Here is a 24973-nt window from a genome sequence, read left to right as displayed (position 1 = left end):
CCACAACCACCTCCAAGATCAGGTCTTGGAGACAGTCTGCTGGCTCACGGGCAGCGGGTCGATTACCCGGCCAAGGCTGCGTGACGAGCCACTAGACGATTGAGTCCAAGGGCTCGTAGCCGTAGGCCGCCGGCGAGTGGTGTCGCATGTCGCTGCCATCGCCCGCCCAGCACGTGCAAGGCGTGCCCGTTTCATTTTGGAGGTCAGCGGAGAGCACGCGACGCATGCTTCAGCGACTCGGTGGACGTCCGGGTCGGGGCCCGGCTGAGGAATGGCCTTGAGTCTCCAGCGACTGGAGACAGCAGAGTGGGGGACATGGACGTTACGACCCTCTACTCGATCGGGGAGCTTTCCCGGCGGACCGGCTTGTCTGTGAGGACCATCCGGTTCTACTCCGATTCGGGGGTGGTAGCGCCGACCACCCGTAGTCCCGCCGGTTATCGGCTCTACGACCTCGACGCAATGCTTCGTCTGGAGCTCCTGTGCACACTGCGCGAGTTGGGCATGGACCTGGCCACGATTCAACGGGTACTGGACCGTGAGCTCTCGGTGGCGGAAGTCGCCGCGGCGCACGCCGACGCCTTGGACGTCCAGATCCGGATGCTGCGACTGCGTCGGAGCGTTCTGCGAGTCGTGGCCAGCCGCGGGTCCAGTCCCGAGGAGACCAAGCTCATGCACAGGCTCACGCAGTTGTCCGGCGAGGGACGCCGACGTTTGATCGACGATTTCGTGGATGGCACCTTTGGCACAGTGGATGCCGACCCGGCCGCGGTGGCCATGGTTCGCGCTGCCACTCCCGACCTCCCCGATGATCCGACCGGCGAGCAGGTCGCCGCGTGGGTGGAGCTCGCCGAGCTGGTCGGCGACGAGGATTTCCGTGCCCGGATGCGCCGGACGGCCGTACGCCAGGCGGCCGGGCGCCCACTCGACATCGAATGCGATGCCGGCGAGGAGCTGATGGAGTTCACCCGTCAGAAGGTGGCCGAGGCCATGGAGTCGAGCATCGACCCGCTCGGCGACAGGGGCGCAGCAATCATCGACGACCTCGTGCACCGCTTCGCCGAGGTGTTCGCGCGCACCCCTGACACGGAATTCCGGGACTGGATGGCCCAGCAGTTCGAAGAGGCGCACGATCCCCGGGTAGACCGATACTGGCGGCTGGTGTGGACCGTCAACGGCTGGCAGGTAGTACCGAACCTGATCCCGGTGTACCCCTGGCTCACCCAGGCCCTGCGAAATAACCGTGACGCATAGTCACCGCAGTGGGCACGCCCCGGATACCTGAATGAGTCCAGAGGATCGCCTGCGTACATGAGACGAGGGCGTCCAACGTCGATGTGTGACTAACGACCTGGACACCCTCGCAACGGCACTCTATGCCCGGATTGACGACGAGTTGAAGGATTCACCGTGGCTGGCGCCGTGGCGGCCTGCCGTCGGAATCACGCCCACGCTCAGTGACGCCGAACTGGTCACGCTCGCGGTGATGTCGGCGCTGCTCGGATATACCTCTGAGTGGCGCTGGCTTCGCCGCGTCGGGCGGGACTTTCGCCGCCTGTTTCCTTACGTGCCCCAGCAGTCCGGCTACAACAAACGGCTGCGCGGCGCGTCCTCCCTGGTCACCAGCGTGATCAGGATCCTGGCGGCGGATACCTCGCTGTGGAGCGACGACGTATGGCTGGTCGACTCCACACCGGTCGGCTGCGGCTGCTCCCGCGAGACGGCCAAACGCTCGGACCTGGCGGGCTGGGCCCAGTACGGCTACTGCGCGTCGCACTCACGGTACTTCTGGGGGCTGCGACTGCACCTGGTGTGCACGCTCGGCGGCCTGCCGATCCTGTTCGCGCTCACCGGCGCGAAGGCCGACGAGCGCGAGACCCTGCGCGACATGCTCGACACCGCGCCCGACGTTGCCGCCTCCCGTCCCGGCCAGACGATCATCGGCGACAAGAACTACTACGGCCGCGAGTTCGAGCATGATCTCACCGAGCGTCACCTGGAGTTGCTGCGGCCGGCCCGCAAGGGAGAGACCGAGCGGGCCGGCGCGCACCTGTTCAAGCCACTGCGGCAAGTCATCGAGTCGATCAACCAGACCTTCAAGGGACAACTCGACCTGGAACTACACGGCGGCAAGAGCCCAGCAGGAGTCGCAGTCCGCGTCTTGTGCCGGATCCTCGCGCTCACAGCGGCAATCTGGCACAACGACCAAACTGGACAGCCCATCAAGCGATCACTCACGGCCTACGATCACTGACCGCAACGACACCCCTTGGACTCATTCATCTAGTTGGGCGCCGATCTGGTCGGTATCCGCTGCCGGGAAGCGCCACGTGACGAGCCTTCCAACTCGCCGCGCCCGAGATCATTTTTTCCAATTGTGCATGCCTGCCCCAGATGGGCAACGCTCTCTCGAATCACGTGGCCGCTCGAACGTAGCGCCTTGGCGAGCTGGCCGCGCAACTCGCTGGGGAGCGATCCGGATCCCAGTGCGCAGGCATGCAGGAGAGCACGGCAGTCCTGTGTCTCGCGATCGGTGGCGAGGGCGGTGAAAAGGCGGGTGCGCCAGGGTCTCTTGGGCGGCGTAGCCATCGGTTGCCTTCATCGTCCGGCGGTGCAACTCCGCGACCACCACACGCGCAACCGGGTCGTCGGGCGAGGGGATCACGTCCAGCACTGCGAGTCCCAGCCGCGTGTTGAAGACGGTCATGTGATCCTCGCCTGGACGTTCGAGGTAGGCGGTCACCCGGTTCTGCAGGGGACGCCGCCACACCAGGCCCGCTGCCTGGCGGCACAGGACGGTCAGGCAGCCCGTGACGGCGATCTCCCAGGGTTCCCCGGACTCCGTGACGGCCAAGAGATGGTTGGCGCCGAGGCTGTTCCCTGTGGTGAGGGCGGCGAGGACGGCGACTTGGCGGCCGTCGAGCATGCGCTGTCCGACGCCGCAGTGTGCCTCGACGTGGGCAAGGGCTTCAGTCCATCGGCCGGCGGTCGTCAGGGCGCGGGTTCCGTCGGCGAGGAGGACCCGCCACAGCCAGGGGCGGATCTCGTGGCGGTCCTCGGCGTACGCGGTCAGGTCGGCTGGTATGGCGATGTCCTCGACCTGGTCGGGGCTCCCAGTGCTGACAGCGTCGAACAGCGCGAGGAGGCGTTGGCGGCCGTCGTCGTGTCGCCCGGCGCGGATTTGGAGGCGCGCGAGGTTGACGACTGGTTCGAGGGCTCGGATTGCGGTTGCCGGGCAAGGGGGTGGCGTGCAGGTAGGCGGCGGCGTGCTGGTGGCACATCGCGTCGGCGACGTCCTGGGCGCCGACGTCGGAGGCGATCAACGCGGCCTGGTTGTAGACCGTGGAGGCCACGCTCGGGTCGCCTAGCTTCGCCGCGGTGTCGGCGAGTTCGGCCAGCGCGTGCACGCGCTGGGGCAGAGGGAGGCAGGCGGGGTGGGGGTGAGCGACGAGCGGGAAACGCTGGGCTACGGCGTCAGGGAGTTTCCACACGGTCCGCGGCGCTCCTCTCGGTGGTGGGGTCAGGGCCGAAGATGACGGTCTTCGCACCTGCGCTGTGGTCACGGTTGCGTTCAGACCGGACGGGCGCACCCTGGCCACCGGGGACAACGACGGCACGATGCGGGTGTGGGACACCCGTACCGGCCGCATCCGCAAGAACCTGCCCAGAGGGGACGCCCATCTCGCCGCGGTGTCCACCCCGGACGGCCGCACCCTGGCCATTGTCGGCCCCGACGCGGTGGAACTGCGGGATACCAGCACTGGCCGTACCCTCAAGCGACTGGCCAAGCAGACCTTTGGGTCAGGTCCCATGGCGTTCAACCGGGACGGCCGCACTCTGGCCATCAGCAGTTTCGGACAGAAATTGGAATTGTGGGACACCGCCACCGGGCGCATCCGTGCAAGGCTGGCCGAGCAGACCAATGACGTGAGTTCGTTGGCGTTCGGTCCGGACGGCCGCGCTCTGGCCACCGGCGGTTTCGACGGCGGAGCTGAGCTGTGGGACGCGGTCGCCGGCCGTCTGCGCCGAAGTCTGCCCAGACACACCGCCCCGGTCGGCGCGTTGGCGTTCAGTCCGGACGGCCGCACCCTGGCGACCAGCAGTTCTGACGGCGGGGTGAAACTGTGGGACGCAAGGGAGGGCCGTCTTCGCAAGGGCGGCCTTGCCGAACACACCGCTCTGGTCGTCTCGATGGCAACCGGCAGCGCAGACCAAACCGTACGCCGGTGGAACGTGGACCGATCTACACCCACCACAGCGGTCAGCAAGATCTGCCGCACCATCGGCCGCAACCTCGCCGCACAGGAACGTTCGGTGTACATGCCGGATCAGCCACCCCACGCGGCGTGTCCGGACTGAGCCTGGATCAGCCGCTCGTTATTGACATGTCAACTTCAGGAGCAGGCACTCATCAGAGGGCGTACTAAGAGGTCAGTCTTCGGATGATGGTTGTTCACCGCGCCAAGTCACTGGCCGTCCCCGCGTTGAGCCGGTATGACTCGGCCATGTACAGCTGCCAAGGGCTTCGACCTATACCCTCCTCGACCGACCTGCACAGCCGCGAACGGCGTGAGGGCCGGGAGGCGGTTGTCCAGCGGGCGCTCAGCAGCCTGATGTTCGGCCACGAACCCAAGGGCTGGAACTTCACGGACACCCCCACCGACCGGGGCCGACGCTTCCTGCAACTGCTCGACGCCGCTGCCTTCGGCACCCCACACCCGGAGCCCGCCCGGCTCGTCGACGAGTTCGAGCTGCCCGGCCGCCATGTCGACGAGAGGGCCGGCTCACCGGACTTCGCCGTGCTCTGTAGCGACCGGATGCTGCTGATCGAACTGAAGGCGGAGCGCGGCAGCCACACCCCCGGCCAGTGCGAGCGCTACCTCGACCTCGCCCGCCACCACTACTCGCACCACCAGATCGACCTGATCTACCTCACCCCCACCATGCCTGCCAAGGATCTGCACGCCTTGCCCGAGGGCAGCCGCTACGCTCACCTGGCCTGGCCAGTCGTCCTGCCGCACATCGCGGCGGCATGGAGCCGCTCCGACCATCCGGCAGAGCGGGAACTCACGGCGCTGCTCGCTGAATACCTGCCCGCCCTCGACCAGCCACGGAACCCACGGATGCCCCGGCCCACCAGCGTCACGGCGACTTCCGCGAACGGCACAGAGCCCGATCCGGCGCCTACTCCCGCATCGGACCGGGCGCCTGTGGCTGACAGAGTGCTGCGCGTGGCGGTACGGGTGCAGGGCGATCGCTGTCAGCGCGGTGTGGACCTCCCAGCGGAGGATCTGGAGACGCTCGACGCCGTGCGCATCCAGGTGCGTGATCTTCTGCGCCCTGGGCCCGTCCATGAAGGTACCCGCATTACCCACGTCCAGCCCTGGATCTGGCGGGCCGCCACCTCCACCGGCAAGCCCCTCACCAACACCGGCCGCGACACCGGATACGAGATGCGTCTGTCCTACTACACAGCACCCTTCGCGGACATCGCTGAACGCGCGCAGTGAAGCCCCCGGCGTCGGCCTCCCGTCGGACGTCAGCCCGGTGAGGACCGCCCCGCCTCAAGCTTTCGCGCGCCTAGCAGACTCGGAGGTCTTCGTGCTGTAGCTGATCTTGAGTCGTCAGCTCGTTGCCGCCTGCCGGTGGAAGTCCGGTCCGGGTAGCTGCCAGTGGGCCCTGGGGATCTCGGACAACCGGGCTAGTAGACCGGGCAGTTCACGCCTGGCTTATAGCAGGCCAGCGCGGCGATCGAGATGAGGCGCCGGGAGCGGCCGCGGACCCGGATCACCGGGGTTTGCCCGCGGCGGGCCCAGGTGCGGGCGGTAGTTCGCCCTTCGACATCCCAGGGCTTCGTGCTCTCGACTGGACAGCATTGCGCGGCCTCGCCGGTCTCTACCTGCTCCCCGGCCCGTCCTCTCCCGTCCGCCGGCTGTCCGCCGGGCGCCCGTCTCGCCTATCGATCCGGATCACCGAATACGTCTCGCCGTCCCTCGGCGGACGCGTCCAGGAACGGGTGGTGAATGTGTGCAGCCGCCCGTTCACGATGGCATGACGCGGCAGCGACGCACCGAACTCCGCGGTCACCGCTTCGAGCAGCGACCGTTCCGCCTCGGCGCCGTTCTCCAGGACGCCGAAGAACCGGCTCGGGTCCAGTGCCCGTGGTATCTCCCCGTTCTGCCGAATCTCTCCGTCCACGTACGTGGTTGCGTACTGTTCGGCTCCGTCTTGCGCCATCGAGAGGTGGAAGAAGGGCTCCCCGTGCGATGTCCTCAAGCCGCTCCACACCACCACCGCGCGGGTGCCCTCGCTGGCGGCCGCGGCCGGGGAGACGAACCGCCGCTGGTCGAACGGGGCGGGATCGCCCTCGAAGGCGAAGCTCCAGCCGGTGCCGGCCCGGCCGACCGCCATGAGAGCCCTGTCGTCGAAGGACGAGAACTCCCTCTTGTTGTGCAGCGACTTGCGGCGCGCCTCCCAGAGGGTCATGGGTTCGTTCAGCACGGTGCCGTCCCCGTCCACGAGACGTCCGGGCAACTCCTCCGGCTCCACCCCCTCCACCAGGACGAACCGGTAGGACGTGCGGTTGTTGCCCGGGTCCGGCTCCGCGAGCCACGCCAGGTCGCCCGGGTCGAGCCCGGCCGTCGTGCTCGGTGCCTCACCCGCCTGCCCGCCCCTCGGCGTGGACAGCAGCTCGCGGCCCCGCTCCTGGGTCAGCAGCGGCCCGAGCACAGGGTCGGCCACCCATCCCAGCGGCGCCAGGTGGTCCGGCCCCAGCGGCTCCCACAGGGGCAGAGCGTTCATCAGTGTGCGCCATGCCCCGTCGGAGTCCCCCCACCGCGCCAGCTCCCGCGCCCGCTCGACCGCTTCCCCGAACGCTCCGGCCGCCGTATACCGGTACGTGCCGTTCCGCACCTGATCCAGCGTCGCGTAAGCCAGTGACACCAGGGCGTCGTCGGCGCCCCGCAGGTGGAACCTCAGCGTGGAGTCGTCCCGGTACGAGTGCGCCGCGCGCTCGGCGACCAGCGGTGGCAGCAGCTCGGGCGCGTACTGCGGGTCCGTCACGAGGCCGTCGAAGTACACCATGTAGCTCTGTCCGAGCAGGCGGTGTATCTGGTCGCCCAGCCCGGCGGCCCGCGGTCTGCCGTACTCCTTGGCCTCGTCCAGCGCCTTCGCGGCCCGCTCCCAGCCCCCGCGCAGCGCCTCCAACCGGGCCTCCTCCACCAGGGCGTCCAGCTTTCGCGTCGTGTCGTTGGCGAATACCGGCTCTCCGTCGCTCGGGCGCGCCCGCAGGCTGTGGAACTCCCGGTGCATGTCCCGCATGAACTCAAGGAAGTTCGCGTGCCGCTCGGGTGGCGCGGCCCGCCAGCTCGCCCACGTGTACACGGCCCACTCACCGTCCTCGTCCACGTCCTCGGGATCCATGAGAACGTGGGTGGCGTCGGACTCGACGTCGAGCTGCAGCCCGCGCCGCCAGAGGTCCGCCTCCCGCCGCTCCTCGGGCCCGGCGTCCTCGTCCAGGTACTCCTCGAACATGTCCGCGAGTCCCGACTCGTTGTTGTGCCAGCGCGCGTCCTGGGACCCCGCCAGCAGCCACACGAACCCGCCCGCGTGCCGCCACCCGTCGCTGACCTTGAGGAACTCCCGGTACGACGGGGGCATCCGTCGGCCGAGGCGCTCCTCCATGGCTGCGATCCGCTCTGCGGACGAGGGCGGGAGCCCCAGCCAGCGCGCCCGCCGCGCGGTCTCGTCGTCCTTGCCCCGCGACTCGCCGTCCGGCAGGGAATCCGCCCACTCCCCGCTCCACCTGAGTAGGAAGGACTGCCAGTCGAATGCTGTGGTGTCCGTCATACGCCCGATGGTGCCACTCACCACTGACAGTGCTCGATTGAGGATGCGCCAGAGTCCGGACTACGTAACGCACCTTGACTCGGTCAAGGCGCGGTTCCGGGGCGATCATCAAACTCTCTGACCTGACCCTATGAGGGCTGGGGCTTCCCCTCCGGGTGCGTTCGGAGCACCCTGCGGAGGGGGAGCCGAGTCCGGAGAAGTTGCCCCAGTTGATCGTCCCCCTTCCCTGCCCGCAGGTTCGCTGAGTCGGACCCACTAATGGGGCTTATTGAGTGATTAAGTGCGATATGTTCTTGATCTTGCCTTATATGGTCTTTAGTGTTCATCGGGAGGGAAACGCTGCGAGGTCCGAGTCCCGTGCCACCGTCCGGAAGCGAGGTGTGGAGCGCGTGCACGCGAGGTGCGGCTGCCGGCCCGTTTCGGGTCAGAATGGACGTCCCAGAGGGACGCGATGGCTGCGGGCGTTCGCTGTACTGCCGTTGCTGGCGTCGGTGCTCGCCGCTTGTGGCAGTGACGAGGGCTCCGACAGGCCCATCCTCAACTGGTACAACTTCCCCGACGACTCCGGTGCGCTCCAGAAGGCGGCCGACCGGTGCAGCCAGGCGTCGGGCGGCCGCTACACGATCAGCTACAACAAGCTCCCGCGTGCCGCGGACGGCCAGCGCCAGCAGCTCGTACGCAGACTCGCCGCCGAGGACGACTCGCTCGACATCCTGGGCCTGGACGTCACCTGGGCGGCGGAGTTCGCCGAGGCGCGCTGGATCCGGGAATGGACGGGGGCGGCGAAGCAGCAGGCTGTCGAGGGCACGCTGCGCGTACCGCTGCAGACCTCGACCTGGAAGGGCAAGCTGTACGCAGTCCCGTACAACACCAACACCCAACTGCTGTGGTATCGCAAGGACCTGGTGCCCACCCCACCCAGGACCTGGGCCGAGATGCTGGACATGGCAGGCGCCCTCGCCCGTCAGGGCAAACCGCACTTCGTGGAGATCCAGGGTGCCCAGTACGAGGGCCTGACCGTCTGGTTCAACACGCTGATCAACAGTGCGGGCGGTTCCATCCTCAACGCGAGCGTGACCGAGCCCTCCCTCGGTCCTCCTGCCGTGCGGGCCGCCGGGATCATGCGTGATCTGGCGAAGTCCCCGGCCGCGGACCCCTCCCTGCCCAACCAGATGGAGGACCAGAACCGCCTCGCCATGGAGTCGGGGGTGGCGGCGTTCGAGCTCAACTACCCGTTCGTCTATCCGTCGATGAAGGCGAACAACCCCGAGCTGTTCAAGAACTTCCGCTGGGCGCCGTACCCCCGGGTCGACGCGAACCGCCCGGCACGGCCCACCATCGGCGGCATCGATCTGGCGGTGAGCGCCTACTCGCGCCACCCCGACCTGGCCTTCGAAGCGGCGCTGTGCCTGCGCAACCGGGAGAACCAGCTCACCGCCGCGCTCGAGGGCGGCCTGCCGCCCACCCTGCGCGCCCTTTACGACGATCCCGCGTTCATGAAGGAGTACCCCTTCTCCAGGGAAGTGCTGGCCGCCCTGGAGTCGGCGAGCGTGCGCCCGCTCACTCCGGCCTACCAGAACGTGTCGATCGCGGTCTCCCACACGCTGTCTCCGCCGTCCGGGATCAAACCGGAGAGCTCGGTCGACACCATCAGGGAACAGATCGACGCTGCCCTGCGATCCGAGGGTGTGATCCCGTGAACCACCACCTCCCGCACCACTCCGTCAGTCGGCGCCGCAGTGCGCGGGTCTCGTCCTCGGGCGGCCCGAGATGAGCACGCGGTCGCAACCGGCCGGAGCTCCGCCGCCCCCCGAGGTGGAGACGGAGCAGCCGGGGCCGGACCGGGCGGCACTCTCGGCGGGCGCCAGGCAGGAGCGACGGCTCGGCTGGCTGCTCTGCGCGCCCGCTGTCGTCGTGATGATCGCCGTGACCGCCTACCCCATCGGGTATGCCGTCTATCTGTCCCTCCAGCGGTACGACCTGCGCTTCCCCGGACGGGCGGAGTTCGCGGGCCTGAGCAACTACGGGGCGGTGCTGTCCTCCCCGTTCTGGTGGGACGCCTTCTGGGTCACGCTGTTCATCACCGCCGTGTCGGTGGCGATCGAACTGGTCCTCGGCATGGGGCTCGCCCTGGTGATGCACCGCACGATCTTCTGGCGCGGCACCGTACGCACCTCAGTCCTCATTCCGTACGGGATCGTCACCGTCGTCGCCGCGTTCTCCTGGCAGTACGCCTGGACCCCGGAGCTCGGCTACCTCGCCGAGTTGTTGCCCAGCGGAGAGGCCCCCCTGACCGAGCAATGGCCCGCACTGTGGCTGATCATCCTCGCCGAGGTGTGGAAGACGACGCCGTTCATGGCCCTGCTGCTGCTCGCGGGCCTCGCGCTGGTGCCCGAGGAGACCCTGAAGGCGGCCATGGTGGACGGTGCCACCGCCTGGCAGCGCTTCACCAAGATCATGCTGCCGCTGATGAAACCGGCCATCCTGGTGGCACTGCTCTTCCGCACCCTGGACGCCTTCCGGATCTTCGACAACATCTTCATCCTGACCGCCGGCGCCCAGGACACGGGCTCCTTGTCGATCCTCGGCTACGACAACCTGTTCACCGGGCTGAACCTGGGCATCGGGTCGGCGATCTCGGTGCTGATCTTCATCTGCGTCGCGATCATCGCCTTCACCTTCGTCAAACTGTTCGGCGCCGCCGCACCGGGCGCGGAGGTGAAGCGCTGATGGCCGCGGTAGGAAAGACACATGCCGCCCGATGGGGTGTCGTGAACGTGGTGGTGGTGCTGTACGCCCTGTTCCCGGTGTGGTGGATCGCCGCGCTGTCGTTCAAGGATCCCAGCACCCTCACGGACGGCAACTACATCCCCCGGGACTGGACCCTGGAGAACTACCGGGGCATCTTCGACACCTCGGAGTTCACCCGCGCACTGATCAACTCGATCGGTATCGCCCTGATCGCCACGGTGATCGCGGTCGCGCTGGGCACCATGGCCGCCTACGCGGTGGCCAGGCTGCGCTTCCCCGGCAAGCGGGTGCTCATCGGCATGTCACTGCTGATCGCCATGTTCCCCCCGATCTCCCTGGTGTCACCGCTGTTCAACATCGAGCGGATCGTGGGGATCTTCGACACCTGGGTCGGGCTGATCATCCCGTACATGACCTTCTCCCTGCCGCTGGCGATCTACACCCTGTCGGCGTTCTTCCGGGAGATCCCCTGGGATCTGGAGAAGGCCGCCAAGGTCGACGGGGCGACGCCCGCACAGGCCTTCCGGATGGTCATCGTGCCGCTGGCCGCGCCGGGCGTGTTCACCACCGCCATTCTCGTGTTCATCTTCTGCTGGAACGACTTCCTGTTCGCGATCTCGCTGACTTCCACCGAGTCCGCGCGCACCGTGCCCGCCGCGATCGCGTTCTTCACCGGGAGCTCGCAGTTCCAGCAGCCCACCGGGTCGATCGCCGCCGCCGCCGTGGTGATCACCATCCCCATCATCGTTTTCGTCCTGTTCTTCCAGCGGCGGATCGTCGCCGGACTGACCTCCGGGGCAGTCAAGGGGTGAACGGGCCGACCCGGAAGGCATGAAGGCATGAAGGCAAGGAGGCACCACCCATGGCCGAGATCATCCTTGAGGGAGTCACCAAACGTTTTCCCGACGGGGCCCTCGCCGTGAAGGACGTGGACCTCGACATCGCCGACGGCGAGTTCGTGATCCTGGTCGGTCCGTCCGGATGCGGCAAGTCCACCACCCTGAACATGATCGCCGGACTTGAGGACATCACAGAGGGCACCCTGCGCATCGGAGACCGAGTCGTCAACGACCTCGCTCCCAAGGAACGCGACGTCGCCATGGTGTTCCAGAGCTACGCCCTGTACCCGCACATGAACGTCCGGGAGAACATGGGCTTCCCGCTGCGCCTGGCCAAGGTGGCCAAGGCAACCATCAACACCAAGGTGGAGGAAGCCGCCCAGATCCTTGATCTGACCGGGCACCTGGACCGCAAGCCCGCCAACCTCTCGGGAGGCCAGCGCCAGCGGGTGGCCATGGGGCGGGCGATCGTCCGTGACCCCAAGGCGTTCCTGATGGACGAGCCGCTGTCCAACCTGGACGCCAAACTCCGCGTACAGATGCGCACTCAGATCTCCCGGCTGCAGCGGAGCCTCGGCACGACCACCGTGTACGTCACCCACGACCAGACCGAGGCGATGACGCTCGGCGACCGGGTCGTGGTCATGCGGCAGGGCCTGGTCCAGCAGATCGGCGCACCCGCCGAGTTGTACGACTCCCCGCGCAACATCTTCGTCGCGGGCTTCATCGGCTCCCCGGCGATGAACTTCCTGAACGCCACCCTGGAGGCCGGCGTCCTGCGCTCCCCCGTAGGCGATCTGCCCCTCGACGACCGTATGAGGCAGGCACTGGAACGGCAGAACGCGCCCCGCGAGGTCATCATCGGGCTGCGACCGGAGGCATTCGAGGACGTGGCCCTGGCGCACGGCCGGGATCGGAAGGGCCCGGCCTTCACCGCCACCGTGGAGGTACTGGAGTCGCTGGGCTCCGATGTGTACGTCTACTTCACCGCGGAGGGCGGGCCCGCGACGACAACTGAACTGGAGGAGCTCGCCACGGACTCGGGGCTGCGTGACACCGGCGCCAAGGCCGCGCAACAAATCGTGGCCCGCCTGGACGCCGCCACGCGTGCCCGCGAGGGCGAACCCGTGGAGCTGCAGGTCGACATGGCCAAGGCCCACGTGTTCAACCCGGCGACCGGAGCGAACCTTACGCATCCAGTGAGGGCGGACTGAGGACGCACCGCACAGGGCGCGGCCAGAGGGGGCTGGTCTTTGTGGACTGCGCAGGCGTCCCGGAAATGGTGCACGGGGAGGGCTGTCGACGCACAACACACGCCCGGATTGCGTCTGTTATGCGCCGATAATGTAGGTGATCCGTACTTCTGGAGGGCAAGGGGGCGACCCAGCCCTGTGACACTCCGTGGGACCGCGCGACCTCGCCCTGGGTGCGGCCCTCAACGACGACAGCAGTGATCACCAGACGCCTCTTCGGTATCGCCCGACCCTGCACGCGAGGTCATGCCGATGTCTTGAGACACCCCATTCCGATGCCCTGAGCGACCACATTGTCGTCCCGGCGGTGCGAAGTGTCTTCGCAGGCGAGAGCCTCTGGGGCCCCTTTACGCACGGGCTGGGCGAGAAAAATGCCTGGACGCCGTGTACGCCGTCGCGGGACACTCCGTTCCCGGTCCGCTCTATTCGTACAGTGATGTAGTCGCCACTCTTTGTGTCCTTCCTGTCGGAGGACTCCCGAGCGGATGCACTCGCGCAAACCGATGCCGTGCGCGGGCGAAGACCACGGCACCTGCCAGCTGGAAAGCACTGGCGGGCTGCCGTACGACAACACAGGATGGGGATGGAATCGCCTGCATCGCGCGAGGTACCGCCGGGCAAGGGCCCGGTGCTCCTCGCGCTTCGTCATTACGGACGGGAACTGGCCCGGCTCCGGCGGCTGACGGTGCCGGGCATGCTGCTGCCCGCGCTGGGCAACATCGGCCTCTACTACATCGCGCCGCTGGTCGTCGCCAAGCTCGTCGGCCGTATCGCCGACGACGCCGGCAGCACCGTCGGCTCGACGCTGCCCTACGTCCTCGGTTTCGCCGGAGTCATGCTGCTCGCGGAGACGCTGTGGCGCATCGGCCTGCACTGCCTGAACCGGCTCGACGCCCTCGGCATCGAGCACCTGTACATCGTCGGCATGGACGAGCTGTTCGCCAAGGACGCCGCCTTCTTCCACGACAACTTCGCCGGGTCGCTGACCAAGCGGGTGCTGAGCTTCGCCTCCCGCTTCGAGCAGTTCGTCGACACGCTGACGTTCAACGTCGTGGCCAACTTCGTGCCGCTGCTGTTCGGGGCGGTGGTCCTGTGGCGCTACGAACCGCTCCTCGTCGTCGGGCTGTTGGTGATGATCGCGGTCACGGCGCTGTGCGTGGCGCCCCTCATCCGGCGCCGCCAGGTGCTCGTCGGCCAGCGCGAGGCGGCGATCGCCCGGGTGTCGGGTCACGTCGCCGACAGCCTGATGAACATGGACACGGTCCGGGCGTTCGCCGCCGAGGAACGTGAGGCCGCGGAACACCGCTCCCGCGTCGCGGAGTCACGGCGGCTCTCACTGCGGTCGTGGGACTACGGCAACCTGCGCATCGACACGCTGGTCGCGCCCTTGTCCGTGCTGACCAACGTGCTGGGCCTGCTGCTCGCGGTCACGCTCGGCGGGGGCGGGAACGGTGTGGAGGCGGTCGTAGTCGCCTTCATGTACTACACCAACGCGACCCGGATCATGTTCGAGTTCAACCAGATCTACCGGCGGCTGGAAAGCTCGATGACGGAGGCCGCGCAGTTCACCGAACTGCTGCTGACCCCGCCGACCGTGCTCGACCCCATCTCGCCGGAGCCGCTGCAGCCCGGCGGCGCCGACGTCTGCTTCGACAAGGTGACGTTCGCGCACGCGGGCACGGAGACGCTCTTCGAGAGCCTCGACCTGACCGTGCCCAGCGGGACGAAGATCGGTCTCGTCGGCCGGTCCGGCGGAGGCAAGACCACGCTCTCCCGGTTGCTGCTGCGGATGACGGACATCGACGCCGGCCGGATCCTGATCGGGGGTCAGGACATCAGCAGGCTGCGCCAGGCCGACCTGCGCAGCCTGATCGCGTATGTGCCGCAGGACCCCGCGATGTTCCACCGCACGCTGCGGGACAACATCGCGTTCGCCCGGCCGGACGCCACCGACGCCGAGGTCCGCCGCGCCGCCGAGGCCGCGCACGTCACCGAGTTCGCCGACGTGCTGCCGCACGGCTTCGAGACCATGGTGGGCGAGCGCGGCATCAAGCTGTCCGGCGGACAGCGCCAACGGGTCGCCCTCGCCAGGGCGATCCTGCGCGACGCGCCGATCCTGCTGCTCGACGAGGCGACCAGCGCGCTGGACTCCGAGAGCGAACTCCTCGTCCAGGAAGCGCTGTGGCGGCTCATGGAGGGGCGCACGGCGCTCGTGGTGGCGCACCGGCTGAGCACCGTCGCCGGCATGGACCAGCTTGTCGTCCTCGACCGCGGACGGATCGTCGAGCAGGGAACGCACCAGGAACTGCTCGCGTCGGACGGCGCCTACGCGAAGCTGTGGCAGCACCAGTCGGGCGGCTTCCTCGACGACAACCCCGCCCGGGCCGACCTGCTGTGAACACCAGCCAGGGGGCGGCCGAGGGCGAACAGCCGTCCGCCGTCAGCCCTCCAGGCGCCGAGGAGGACGGTCTCCACGCTCACGTCGGCGCCCGCCGCAAGGCCCCGCGGCTTGCGCACGGCGTTCTTGAGCGGCAACAGGTAGGCGCGGTCCTTTCGGAAACCGCGAGGTGGTGAAGTCGATTCCGCCGATCCGGGCCTCGACCGGGATCGCATCCCGGCCTGGTCGAAAGGTTCACTCGGTCACCCACGTGAGTCCGTCCTCCGAGGCCACCAGACCGCCGGGGCGCAGCGGGGTCTCCTCCTCCAACGGGCCGCCGAAGACGCCCCGTTCCTGCAGGACCGTGCCCTCCTGGAAGACCTGGCGGATCGAGGCGGACTCGAAGAGCGGATTGCGCAGGCCGTCGGAGTCCGGGAGCCGTCCGACGGCCTGGTCGAGTTCCGAGGCGGTGGTCGTCAGCCGGGCACCCGCCTGTCCGGGCCCGGCGAGGGATGTGTCGCCGGAGGCCAGTCCGCCCACCAGGTCGACGAACGCCTCCAGTTCCGTCGCGTCGACGTGGGTGATCTTGCGTGCCTTCCAGAAGTACGACCGTTCGTCCTGGTGCATGTCGTAGAAGGAGACCAGGAACTCGTGGAACAGACCGTACTCGTGCCGGTAGCGGGCCTCGAACTCGTCGAAGAGGCGGCCCTCGTCGAGCGTTCCGGCGAGGCCGCTGTTGATGGAGCGGGCCGCGAGCAGGGCGCCGTACGTGGCGAGGTGCACTCCGGAGGACAGCACCGGGTCGACGAAGCACGCCGCGTCGCCGACCAGCACCATTCCGGGCCGCCACAACCGTGATTTCCAGTACGACCAGTCCTTGCGGACCCGCACCTGGTCGTACGGCGCCTCGGTGGCCTGCGGCACCCCGTGCAGGAGGTCTTGGACCTCCGGGCAGGAGTCGATCAGCCCGCGCCAGGCCGTCACCGGGTCCTGCTGGATCGCGGCGGCGTTCTCCCGGCCGACCACCGCTCCGACGCTGGTGAGATCGTCCCTCAGCGGGATGTACCAGAGCCAGCCCTCGTCGAAGGCGGCGCAGAAGATGTTGCCGTCGTTCGGCTTCGGGAGCCGCGCGCCGCCGGCGAAGTAGCCGAACACCGCGATGTTCCGGAAGAAGTCGGAGTACGTCCGCCTGCCGCCGACCTCGCCGTGGATCCGGCTGCCATTACCGGAGGCGTCCACGACGTAACGGGCCCGGGCCTCGCGGATCTCCCCGGCGGGGCCCGTCCAGCTGACGCCCCTGACGCGCTCCTCGTCGGCGAGTACGCCCTTGACCCGGCAGCTCTCCCGTACGTCGACGCCGACCCGGCGGGCGTTGTCCAGCAGGATCGCGTCGAACCGGGACCGCTCGACCTGGTAGGCGAACGAGGTCGGGTCGGCCAGCCGCGGGGACAGGGCGAAGGAGAACTGCCACGGGTCCCGGTTCCGGCCCCAACGGAAGGTCCCGCCGCGCTTCTGCTTGAAGCCCGCCCGCGCGACCTCCTCCTCGACGCCCAGGATGCGGCACACCCCGTGCACGGTGGACGGGAGCAACGACTCACCGATCTGGTACCGGGGGGACGTCTGCTGCTCCAGCAGGAGGACGCGGTGGCCCCGCAGGGCGACGGCCGTGGCGGCGGTCGAACCGGCCGGGCCGCCACCCACGACGATCACGTCGAACTCCTCGGTCTCTCCTGTCTCATGGTTGGGGTTCACTGCTCTCCTTCTGCGGTCGGCGCCGACGGAGCGTCCGTGCGGCCGAGGGAGTCGATCCAGGTGCGGACGGCCGCCGTCGTGGTCCGGGTGTGTTCCCGCATAAACGAGAAGTGGTCGCCGGGGACATCGACACGGGTGTGCGGCAGCGGCCAGGAGGTCCGCCACTCGTCCGGGGCCGCGCCCGCCTCCATCGCGGGCGTCGGCCGGGTGGCCCGAACCAGCAGGGTGGGGGTGGCGACCGGCTCCGGCTCCCAGTCCAGGAACATGCGGGTGTAGGCGCCCAGCGCCGCCACCCCGGTGTCCTCGTCCCCGGTGAACTGGTTCCCGCCCAGGCGCGGCGCGATCACGGCGGGCAGGGACAGCAGCCAGTCCTTGTCGCTGTTGCCGTCGTTGATGAGGTACGTGTCGAGCAGCACCTGTCCGACGGGCGGCCTCCCCATGGCTTCGAGTCGCCGGGTCACCGCGTGGGCGACCGCGCCTCCGGTGCTCACGCCGACGATCACGAAGGGCCGGTCGCCGACGTGCCGCAGCACCGTCTCCGCGTGCGTCCGGGCGAGCGTGTCCCGGTCGGCCGGCACTGCGCGGCCCGCCCCGATGCCGGGGTGCGGGAGTTCGAGGACGTCCAGTTCGCCCTGGAAGTGGGCGTGGAATCCGGCGAATTCACCACCGGGGGCGGCGAAGGGCGGGTGGTACCCGTTGAGGAAGACGAGTACCGGCCCCTCATGGGAACCGTCGGCGCGCCGCAGTGGGGGCAGGGCGTGCTCCCGGCCGGCGTCCGGGCCGAAGGTCGGCATCGCCCAGGAGGCCGTGACCAGCATGTGCATCGCCGCGACCGGCTGCCCGGCCTCACAGACCCGCCGGTAGAGCGAGGACAGTGTCTGTGCGGGCCGGTCGTCCGTAGGCGCGCGCTCCGGCTCCGGTGCGACGTCGGGCAGGTCGTACAGCAGACCGAGTACGTGGCGGGCCAGCCCCTGGGCCGTCGGGTGCTCGAACACCACGGCGGCGGACAGCCTCAGCCGCAGGGCCATGCTCAGCCGGTTGCGGACCTGGACCGCCATCAGGGAGTCGAAGCCCAACTCGGCGAACGACTTGCCGGTCGGCAGCGCGCCGGCATCCGGGTAGCCGAGGACCGCCGCCACGTCGGCACTCATCAACTCCGCGAGCGTGTCCTCTCGTTGGGCGGCGGGCAGCCCGGCCAGCATCTTGCGCCACGCACCCGCCTCCGAGAGCCGCTCCGCACCGGGCGAAGAGTCGGTACCGGCACCATCCCCGGTTCCGGCGGCCGGCCTGCGTGGCGGCACCAGTCCGCGCAGCAGCGGCGGCACAGGCCCCCGGGCGGACCTGAGAGCCCCTCGGTCCAAAAGGATCGGCGCCAGCACGGGCTCGCCCGCGCGCAGCGCCGCGTCGAACAGGGCCAAACCCTGCTCCACGGAGAGCGCCCGGAGCACATCACCGGCCGCCCGGTTCGGGACACCTGCACCCGCACGTGCACCAGCCGTCCGGTTCGGGACACCTGCGCCCCCACCGGCCATGCCGGCCCCGTGCTCCCACGGTCCCCAGGCCAAGGACACGGCAGGCAGCCCCAGACGGGAGCGGTGCCGGGCCAGGGCGTCCAGGAAGACGTTCGCCGCCGCGTAGTTGCCCTGGCCGGCGCGGCCCAGCAGGCCGGACACCGAGGAGAACAGGACAAACGCCGACAGGTCCAGGTCCCGGGTCAGCTCGTGCAGATGCCAGGCCGCGTCCGCCTTCGGCCGCAGCACAGCCGCCATCCGCTCGGGTGTCAGCGCGGCAAGGACACCGTCGTCCAGCACCCCCGCCGCATGCACCACGGCGGTCAGCGCGGGCGAGCACCCCTTGATCACCTCGGCGAGCGAGGCGCGGTCGGCCGCATCACAGGCCACGATCCGCACCTCGGCACCCAACTCCTCCAGCATGACGCGCAGTTCCTCGGCATTCGGCGCCTGCGGCCCCTGCCGACCGGTGAGCAGCAGGTGCCGTATGCCGTGGGAGGTCACGAGATGGCGGGCGACTTCCGCGCCCAGCGCGCCGGTACCGCCGGTGATCAGGACCGTGCCGTCCGGCCCGAAGCTGCCGCTCCGGGCGGAGAGTTCGCCGGCGCCGATCAGGCGCGGCACCGCCAAGTGCCCGTTCCGAACTGAGAGTTGGCTCTCATCGCCGGCCATCGCCGCAGGGAGCAGCCGCAGCGATTCCGGCCGCCCGTCCACGTCGACGAGGACGACACGCCCCGGCAGCTCCGCCTGTGCCGCGCGCACCAGCCCCCACACAGCAGCCCCGGCCGGATCCGGGTCGGGTGCGGTCGCGTCCCGCGTCACCACCACCAGCCGGGAGCCCGCCGTCCGAGGATCGTCCTGCCAGTCCTGGAGGGTATGGAGCACCCTGCCGGTCAGCCGGTGTACGGCGGGCAGTGGATCGGCATCCGTCATCGGGCCGCCGCCGACGGCCGTGACGACGACGGTGTCCGGTTCGGGTGCGTCGGTCCCCACGACGTCGGGGAGCGACCCGCGCAGGTCCAGCTCGTCCGGGCCCACCAGCGCCCAGCGTGCGCCGGCCACGGGCCGCCGCTCGCCCTCCGATTCCTCGACCGCGGTCCACTCGGGGCGCAACAGGGCCCGGCGCACGACGTCGGCCGCCGATTCGACCGTCTCGACGGGGAGTTCACGTGTGGTCAACGAGTCCACCTGCGCCACCGGGCGCCCCGACGGGTCGGTCAGGGTGACCGAGACCGCGTCCGTCCCGCTGGGGGTGATCCGTACGCGTACCTCCGACGCACCCGTCGCGTACAGGCGTACGCCGTTCCACGCGAACGGCACCCGGACCGTGTCGGAGTCGGGTGCCGAGCTCGTGAGGAGCGGGGCGTGCAGGGCCGCGTCCAGCAGCGCCGGATGGATCCCGAACCGGTCGGCGTGCCCCGACTCGACGTCCGGCAAGCGGACTTCCGCGAACATTTCGTCGCCGCGCCGCCAGAGGGCCCGTACGCCCCGGAAGGCCGGGCCGTAGGCGAGGCCGCCGTCCGCGAGGCTGTCGTACGCGTGGCCGAGGTCGACCTCGGTCGCGTCCTGCGGTGGCCACACCGCCGGTTCCGTCTCCGGCCGGGCGGTCTCCGTGCCGCCGAGGAGCCCTGTGGCGTGCCGGGTCCAGCCGGGCTCGGAGTCGTCCGTGGCGGGCCGGGCGTAGCAGTCGACCGGGCGCCGGCCGGAGTCGTCCGCCGGGCCCACGACGACTTGGACGCGAACGCCCGTGGCCGCGGGCAGGATCAGCGGGGCCAGGACCACGAGTTCGTCGAGCGTGCCCCAGCCGACCTCGCCGCCCGCCCGTACGGCCAGCTCCACGAACCCCGTCGCCGGGACCAGGGCCGTCCCGCCGATCACATGGTCGGCGAGCCACGGGTGGGTGGTGGTGGAGAGCAGGCCGGAGAACACCGTCCGGTCGGTGTCCGGCACGGCGAACGCCGGGCCCAGCAGCGGGTGTTCGTGCGGATCCACGGCGGGGACGGGGGTGCGTGGCGCGTCCAGCCAGTACCGCTGCCGCTGGAAGGCGTACGTCGGCAGGTCGTCCACGTGCCGTGCACCGCTGCCCGCGAACACGGCGGGCCAGGCGACGCGCGTTCCGCGCACATGGAGCCGGGCCACGGCGGCGAGCAGGGTCCTCGGTTCGGGATCGTCACCCCGGGTGGCGGCGGCACACACCGGGGCGGGGCCCTCGTCGTCCGGGCCGGTCAGACAGTCCTCGGCCGCGGCGGTCAGCGCGGGACCCGGGCCGATCTCGAGGAATGCCGACACTCCGTTGTTCCCGAGCCATCGCACGGCGTCGGCGAACCGCACCGGCAGACGGGCGTGCCTCACCCAGTACTCCGGCGAACACAGTTCCCCGGCCCCGGCCGGGAGGCCCGACACGGACGAGACGACCGGGATCCGCGGCGGCCGGAAGGTCAGCCCCTCGGCGACCCGGCGGAAGTCGTCGAGCATCGGTTCCACGAGCGGCGAGTGGAAGGCGTGGCCGACCCGCAGACGTACGGCCCTGCGACCTCGCGCCTCGAACCCGGCCGCCACGGCCAGCACCGCGTCCCCCACTCCCGAAATCACCACCGAACGTGGCCCGTTGACCGAGGCGATCGCCACCTGGTCGCCGAGCGTGGGGAGTGCGGCGAGAACTTCCTCCTCCGTCGCGTGCAGCGCCACCATCGCACCGCCATCGGGCAGGGCGTGCATCAACCTGCCCCGGGCCGCGACGAGTTCCACCGCGTCGGCCAGGTCCAGCACTCCGGCGACATGGGCCGCCGCCAGCTCCCCGACGGAGTGTCCCGCCAGGAAGTCGGGGCGCACTCCCCAGGACTCCAGCAGCCGGAACAGCGCCACCTCGAACGCGAACAGAGCGGCCTGGGTGAAGTCCGTACGGTCGAGCAGGGCGGCCTCCGGCGCACCCGGCTCCGCGGACAGCACCACGTCGAGAGGGTGCTGCAGGCGGCCGTCCAGCGCCCGGCAGACCTCGTCGAAGGCCGAGCCGAAGGCGGGGAAGGCGGCATGCAACTCCGCACCCATACGGGCACGTTGAGAGCCCTGACCGGTGAACAGAAAGGCCGTACGGACGCCGGGATCGGCGACGGCACGTTCCGCGCCCGTGCCGTCGGCGAGCGCCTCCAGCGCGGTCAGCATCCGCGCCCGGTCGTCGGCCGGAATCATCGCCCGGTGGGCGAGCGGGGACCTCGACACGGCCAGAGTGAAGCCGACGTCGCCGGACACCAGGTGGGGCCGGGGCGCCAAGTGGGCGGCGAGACGGCGGGCCTGGGACCGCAGGGCGGTCTCGTCGGCGCCGGAGAGCAGCCAGGGCACCGGCACCTCCGTGGTGCTCGGTCGGGTGTCGGGCGGCCGCGGGGCCTCCTCCAGGATCACGTGGGCGTTGGTCCCGCTGATACCGAAGGCGGACACGCCGGCCCGGCGCAGCCGGGAGGCCGTCACCGGCCAGTGGCGGGACTCGGCCAGCAGTTCCACCCGGCCTGCCGTCCAGTCGACGTGCGGGCTGGGTTCCTCCGCGTACAGCGTGCGTGGGAGCTGCTCGTGCCGCATGGCCTGCACCATCTTCATGACCCCGGCGACACCGGCGGCCGCCTGGGTGTGCCCCAGGTTGGACTTGACCGAGCCCAGCCACAGCGGCGGCCGGTCCTCGGCCCTCCCCTGTCCGTAGGTGGCCAGCAGGGCCCCCGCCTCGACGGGGTCGCCGAGCGTGGTTCCCGTGCCGTGTGCCTCCACCACGTCCACGTCGTCCGCGCCGAGTCCGGCGTCGGTCAACGCCCGTGTGATCAGGCGCTGTTGGGCCTGGCCGTTCGGTGCCGTCAGGCCGTTGGACGCGCCGTCGGAGTTGACGGCGGAGCCGCGCAGCACGGCCAGGACCGGGTGGCCGTTGCGGCGGGCGTCGGACAGTCGCTCCAGCAGCACCAGTCCCGCGCCCTCGCCCCAGGCGGTGCCGTCGGCCGAGGCCGAGAACGACTTGCAGCGGCCGTCGGGAGAGAGAGCGCGCTGTCGGCTGAAGGCCATGAACGGCTTGGGCGTCGCCATCACAGTGACGCCGCCGGCGAGGGCCAGGGAGCACTCGCCGGAGCGCAGCGCCCTGGCCGCCCAGTGCAGTGCCACCAGCGAGGACGAGCACGCGGTGTCGAGGGTGATCGACGGTCCGCGCAGGCCGTACACGTACGCGATCCGGCCGGAGGCCACGCTGCCCGCCGAGCCCAGGGCCAGATGGGCCTCCAGTTCGCTCCGGGTCAGGCGGGCGGAGTAGTCGCCGTGCATCACACCGACGAACACACCCGTGTCGCTCTCGCGCAGCGCCGCCGGGGCGATGCCCGCCCGCTCCCAGACCTCCCACGAGGTCTCGAGCAGCAGCCGCTGCTGCGGGTCCATGGCCAGCGCCTCGCGCGGCGAGATCCCGAACAGGCCCGCGTCGAACTCCGCGGCCCGGTGCAGGAATCCGCCGCTGCGGGTGTACGACGTGCCGACCCGGTCCGGGTCCGGGTCGTACAGGGCGGGCAGGTCCCAGCCCCGGTCGGTGGGGAAGCCCGAGATCGCGTCCCGGCCCTCCGTCACCAGGTGCCACAGATCGTCGGGGGAGTGCACGTCGCCGGGGTAACGGCAGCCCATGGCGACGATCACCACGGGGTCGTCCGCTCCCGTTCCCGCGGCGAGGTGCGGCACAGCTGTGGGCGCCGGGGTGAAGAGAATGTCGTGCACGTTCCGGCTCAGGGCGGCCGGAGTGGGGTGGTCGAAGACCAGCGTCGAGGGGAGCCGCAGCCCGGTCGCCTCGCCGAGCCGGTCGATCAACGAGACGGCTCCCGCGGACGTCAGCCCGAGATCGGTGAACGGGCGGTCGGCGTCGACCTGTTCGTACGGTCCCTCACCGCACACCCCGGCCGTCTCCGCGAGCACCGCCTCGCGCAGGGCGCGTTCCCGCCCCTCAGGCGGGAGGGCGAGCAGCCGTCGGCGCAGGGCACCGTCGGCCGCCGTCGGGGAGGCGGGGCGGACCTCGGTCGCCGGGCGGGCCAGGTCCGGCAGGACCGCGTGGCGGGCGATCTTGCCGGACGCCGTACGCGGGACGGCCGCGATCTCGCGGATCTCGACGGGCAGCTTGTACGCGGCCAGGCGCGCCCGGCACGCGGCCAGTACCTGTCGCGGGTCGAACCCGTCCGGTCCCGGAACGACGTAGGCCACCGGGACTTCCCCGAGGACGTCGTGCGGCCTGCCCACCACCACCGCGTCCCGCACGCCGGGACAGTGCAGCAGGGCCTGCTCGATCTCGGTCGGGTGGATGTTCTCCCCGCCCCGGATGATCAGCTCGCTGACCCGGCCGGTAAGGGTGAGATGGCCGTGCGCGACGCGCCGCCCCAGGTCACCGGTGCGGTACCAGCCGTCCCGCAGCGCGGCCGCCGTCGCCTCGGCCTGGTTGTGGTAGCCGGTCATCAGACTCGGACCACGCGCCCAGATCTCGCCCTCGTCGCCGTCCGCGACATCGTTGCCAGAGCCCGGATCGACCAGCCGCACGTCCATCCCCGGGACCGGCGGCCCGCAGGACCCGTCGACCCTCGGCCCGTCCGGCCGGTTCACCGCGATCATCCCGCAGGTCTCGGTACTGCCGTACGCGTCGAGCAGCGGCGCCCCCAGAAGGTCCTCCACCGCCCGCCGCAGGGCCGGAGCACTCGGGGCGCCCGCCACGACACACGTCCGCAGACCCCCCAGGGGCGAGGCGTCCTCGGCCGCCGACGCCACCAACTGGTGGTAGACGGCGGGCACCCCGGCCAGGACGGTGTAGGAGCCGCCGAGGGCGGCGTGAGGTGTGCGTAACTCCCTCAACAGGCCCCCCGACGGCAGCAGTTCGCCGGTGATCCGGGCGCTCGCGCCGACCGCGGTGACCCCCAGGATCGCCAGCGAGTGCCCGAAGCTGTGGAACAACGGGAGCGGCCAGAGCAGCCGGTCCTCGGGCGAGAGCCCGAAGATCGGCGCGTAACAGGCAGCCACCGACCACAGGGCCGTGCGCTGCGTGGACAGCACACCCTTGGGCCGGTGCGTGGTGCCGGAGGTGTAGAGCATCCAGGCCGGCTCGTCGAGCCCGAGGTCGTCCCGCGGCGGCACGGCGGGCTCCGCCTCGGCCACCTCCTCGAAGAGAACTGTGCACTCGGGGGCGTCCGACGGGACCGGATCCGTACCGGTGAGCAGGACGCGCATACGGCCGTGCAGGGCACCCGCGCGGTGCAGCCGGGCGAGGTGCGCGCGGTCGGTGACGACGACCGAGGCCCCGCTGTCCTCCAGGAAGTGGCCGAGTTCGGCGTCCGAGGACCGGGGGTTGAGGGGGACGCCAACCGCCGCCGCCCGGACGGTGGCGAGGACGCTCTCCACCATCTCCACGCAGTTGCCGAGACAGATCGCGATCCGGTCCCCGCGCCGCACACCCGTCCACGCGAGATACGCGGCCAGCCGACCGGTGCGTCGCTCCAACTCGGCGTAGGTGACGCCCCGTACGTCGTCGACGTACGCCACGCGCAACGGTGACCTCTCGGCATGCGCCTTCAGCAGTTCCGGCAACGGCCGGATCAACTCGTCGCGCGTCATGTCCCCGCCCCTCCGGCACGTGTCGCAGCACGGCCGCCG

The 24973-nt window shown here is 70.1% G+C and carries 12 protein-coding genes and 2 pseudogenes; 9 read left to right on the top strand and 5 right to left on the bottom strand.

Features of this window, described 5'->3' with window-relative positions; genetic code table 11:
• The first annotated feature begins 315 nt into the window (after positions 1-315).
• A complete protein-coding gene (locus ACFYO0_RS45960; protein ID WP_388688296.1) occupies positions 316-1254 on the top strand; it encodes a MerR family transcriptional regulator in 939 nt (312 codons plus the stop codon).
• 85 nt (positions 1255-1339) lie between these two features.
• A complete protein-coding gene (locus ACFYO0_RS45955) occupies positions 1340-2254 on the top strand; it encodes an IS982 family transposase (RefSeq protein ID WP_388688293.1) in 915 nt (304 codons plus the stop codon).
• A gap of 29 nt (positions 2255-2283) precedes the next feature.
• On the opposite strand, the pseudogene ACFYO0_RS45950 reads toward ACFYO0_RS45955, so the two are convergent.
• Positions 2284-3407, bottom strand: a pseudogene (locus ACFYO0_RS45950) (hypothetical protein).
• A 148-nt stretch (positions 3408-3555) separates the two neighbouring features.
• On the opposite strand from ACFYO0_RS45950, the gene ACFYO0_RS45945 reads away from it, so the two are divergent.
• The gene (locus ACFYO0_RS45945; RefSeq protein WP_388688291.1) at positions 3556-4359 is read left to right on the top strand and encodes a WD40 repeat domain-containing protein; all 804 of its coding nucleotides are present in this window, start codon (positions 3556-3558) and stop codon (positions 4357-4359) included.
• A gap of 146 nt (positions 4360-4505) precedes the next feature.
• Positions 4506-5510, top strand: coding sequence for a hypothetical protein (locus tag ACFYO0_RS45940; RefSeq protein WP_388688289.1), 1005 nt, complete (start codon positions 4506-4508; stop codon positions 5508-5510).
• 212 nt (positions 5511-5722) lie between these two features.
• On the opposite strand, the pseudogene ACFYO0_RS45935 reads toward ACFYO0_RS45940, so the two are convergent.
• A pseudogene (locus tag ACFYO0_RS45935) lies at positions 5723-5824 on the bottom strand (DDE endonuclease); the annotation flags it as partial.
• A 71-nt stretch (positions 5825-5895) separates the two neighbouring features.
• Positions 5896-7848 carry an SMI1/KNR4 family protein gene (locus tag ACFYO0_RS45930; RefSeq protein ID WP_388688286.1) on the bottom strand — a complete coding sequence of 651 codons (1953 nt, stop codon included), beginning with the start codon at positions 7846-7848 and terminating at the stop codon, positions 5896-5898.
• Positions 7849-8339: 491 nt separating this feature from the next.
• On the opposite strand from ACFYO0_RS45930, the gene ACFYO0_RS45925 reads away from it, so the two are divergent.
• The 5 genes from ACFYO0_RS45925 to ACFYO0_RS45905 all read left to right on the top strand — a co-directional run bounded on the left by ACFYO0_RS45925 (position 8340) and on the right by ACFYO0_RS45905 (position 15089).
• On the top strand, positions 8340-9548 hold the full coding sequence (locus tag ACFYO0_RS45925; protein ID WP_388688283.1) for an ABC transporter substrate-binding protein: 1209 nt from the start codon (positions 8340-8342) through the stop codon (positions 9546-9548).
• A gap of 70 nt (positions 9549-9618) precedes the next feature.
• Positions 9619-10578 carry a carbohydrate ABC transporter permease gene (locus ACFYO0_RS45920; protein WP_388688280.1) on the top strand — a complete coding sequence of 320 codons (960 nt, stop codon included), beginning with the start codon at positions 9619-9621 and terminating at the stop codon, positions 10576-10578.
• Entirely contained in the window at positions 10578-11411 is an 834-nt protein-coding gene (locus tag ACFYO0_RS45915) for a carbohydrate ABC transporter permease (RefSeq protein WP_388688278.1), read from the top strand. Before ACFYO0_RS45920 ends, ACFYO0_RS45915 begins: the two co-directional genes overlap by 1 nt.
• A 50-nt stretch (positions 11412-11461) precedes the next feature.
• Complete coding sequence (locus ACFYO0_RS45910; protein ID WP_388688275.1) at positions 11462-12652, top strand: ABC transporter ATP-binding protein; 1191 nt, start codon at positions 11462-11464, stop codon at positions 12650-12652.
• 622 nt (positions 12653-13274) lie between these two features.
• Positions 13275-15089, top strand: a complete 1815-nt coding sequence (locus ACFYO0_RS45905; protein ID WP_388688273.1) for an ABC transporter ATP-binding protein — start codon at positions 13275-13277, stop codon at positions 15087-15089.
• 234 nt (positions 15090-15323) lie between these two features.
• Here the strand turns inward: ACFYO0_RS45905 and ACFYO0_RS45900 are convergent, their stop codons facing one another.
• Together ACFYO0_RS45900 and ACFYO0_RS45895 are read right to left on the bottom strand one after the other, a co-directional pair.
• On the bottom strand, positions 15324-16820 hold the full coding sequence (locus ACFYO0_RS45900; protein WP_388688271.1) for a tryptophan 7-halogenase: 1497 nt from the start codon (positions 16818-16820) through the stop codon (positions 15324-15326).
• Positions 16817-24934 (bottom strand): type I polyketide synthase, encoded by an 8118-nt coding sequence (locus ACFYO0_RS45895; RefSeq protein ID WP_388688269.1) that lies wholly within the window; start codon positions 24932-24934, stop codon positions 16817-16819. Before ACFYO0_RS45895 ends, ACFYO0_RS45900 begins: the two co-directional genes overlap by 4 nt.
• Between the last annotated feature and the right edge of the window lie 39 nt (positions 24935-24973).

The organism is Streptomyces sp. NPDC006365 (assembly GCF_042870755.1).
In the GTDB taxonomy this organism is placed as follows: Bacteria; Actinomycetota; Actinomycetes; order Streptomycetales; family Streptomycetaceae; genus Streptomyces; species Streptomyces xiangluensis.
Note: the sequence above shows the minus strand (reverse complement) of the source record. Positions and strands in the feature narration are given on the sequence as shown.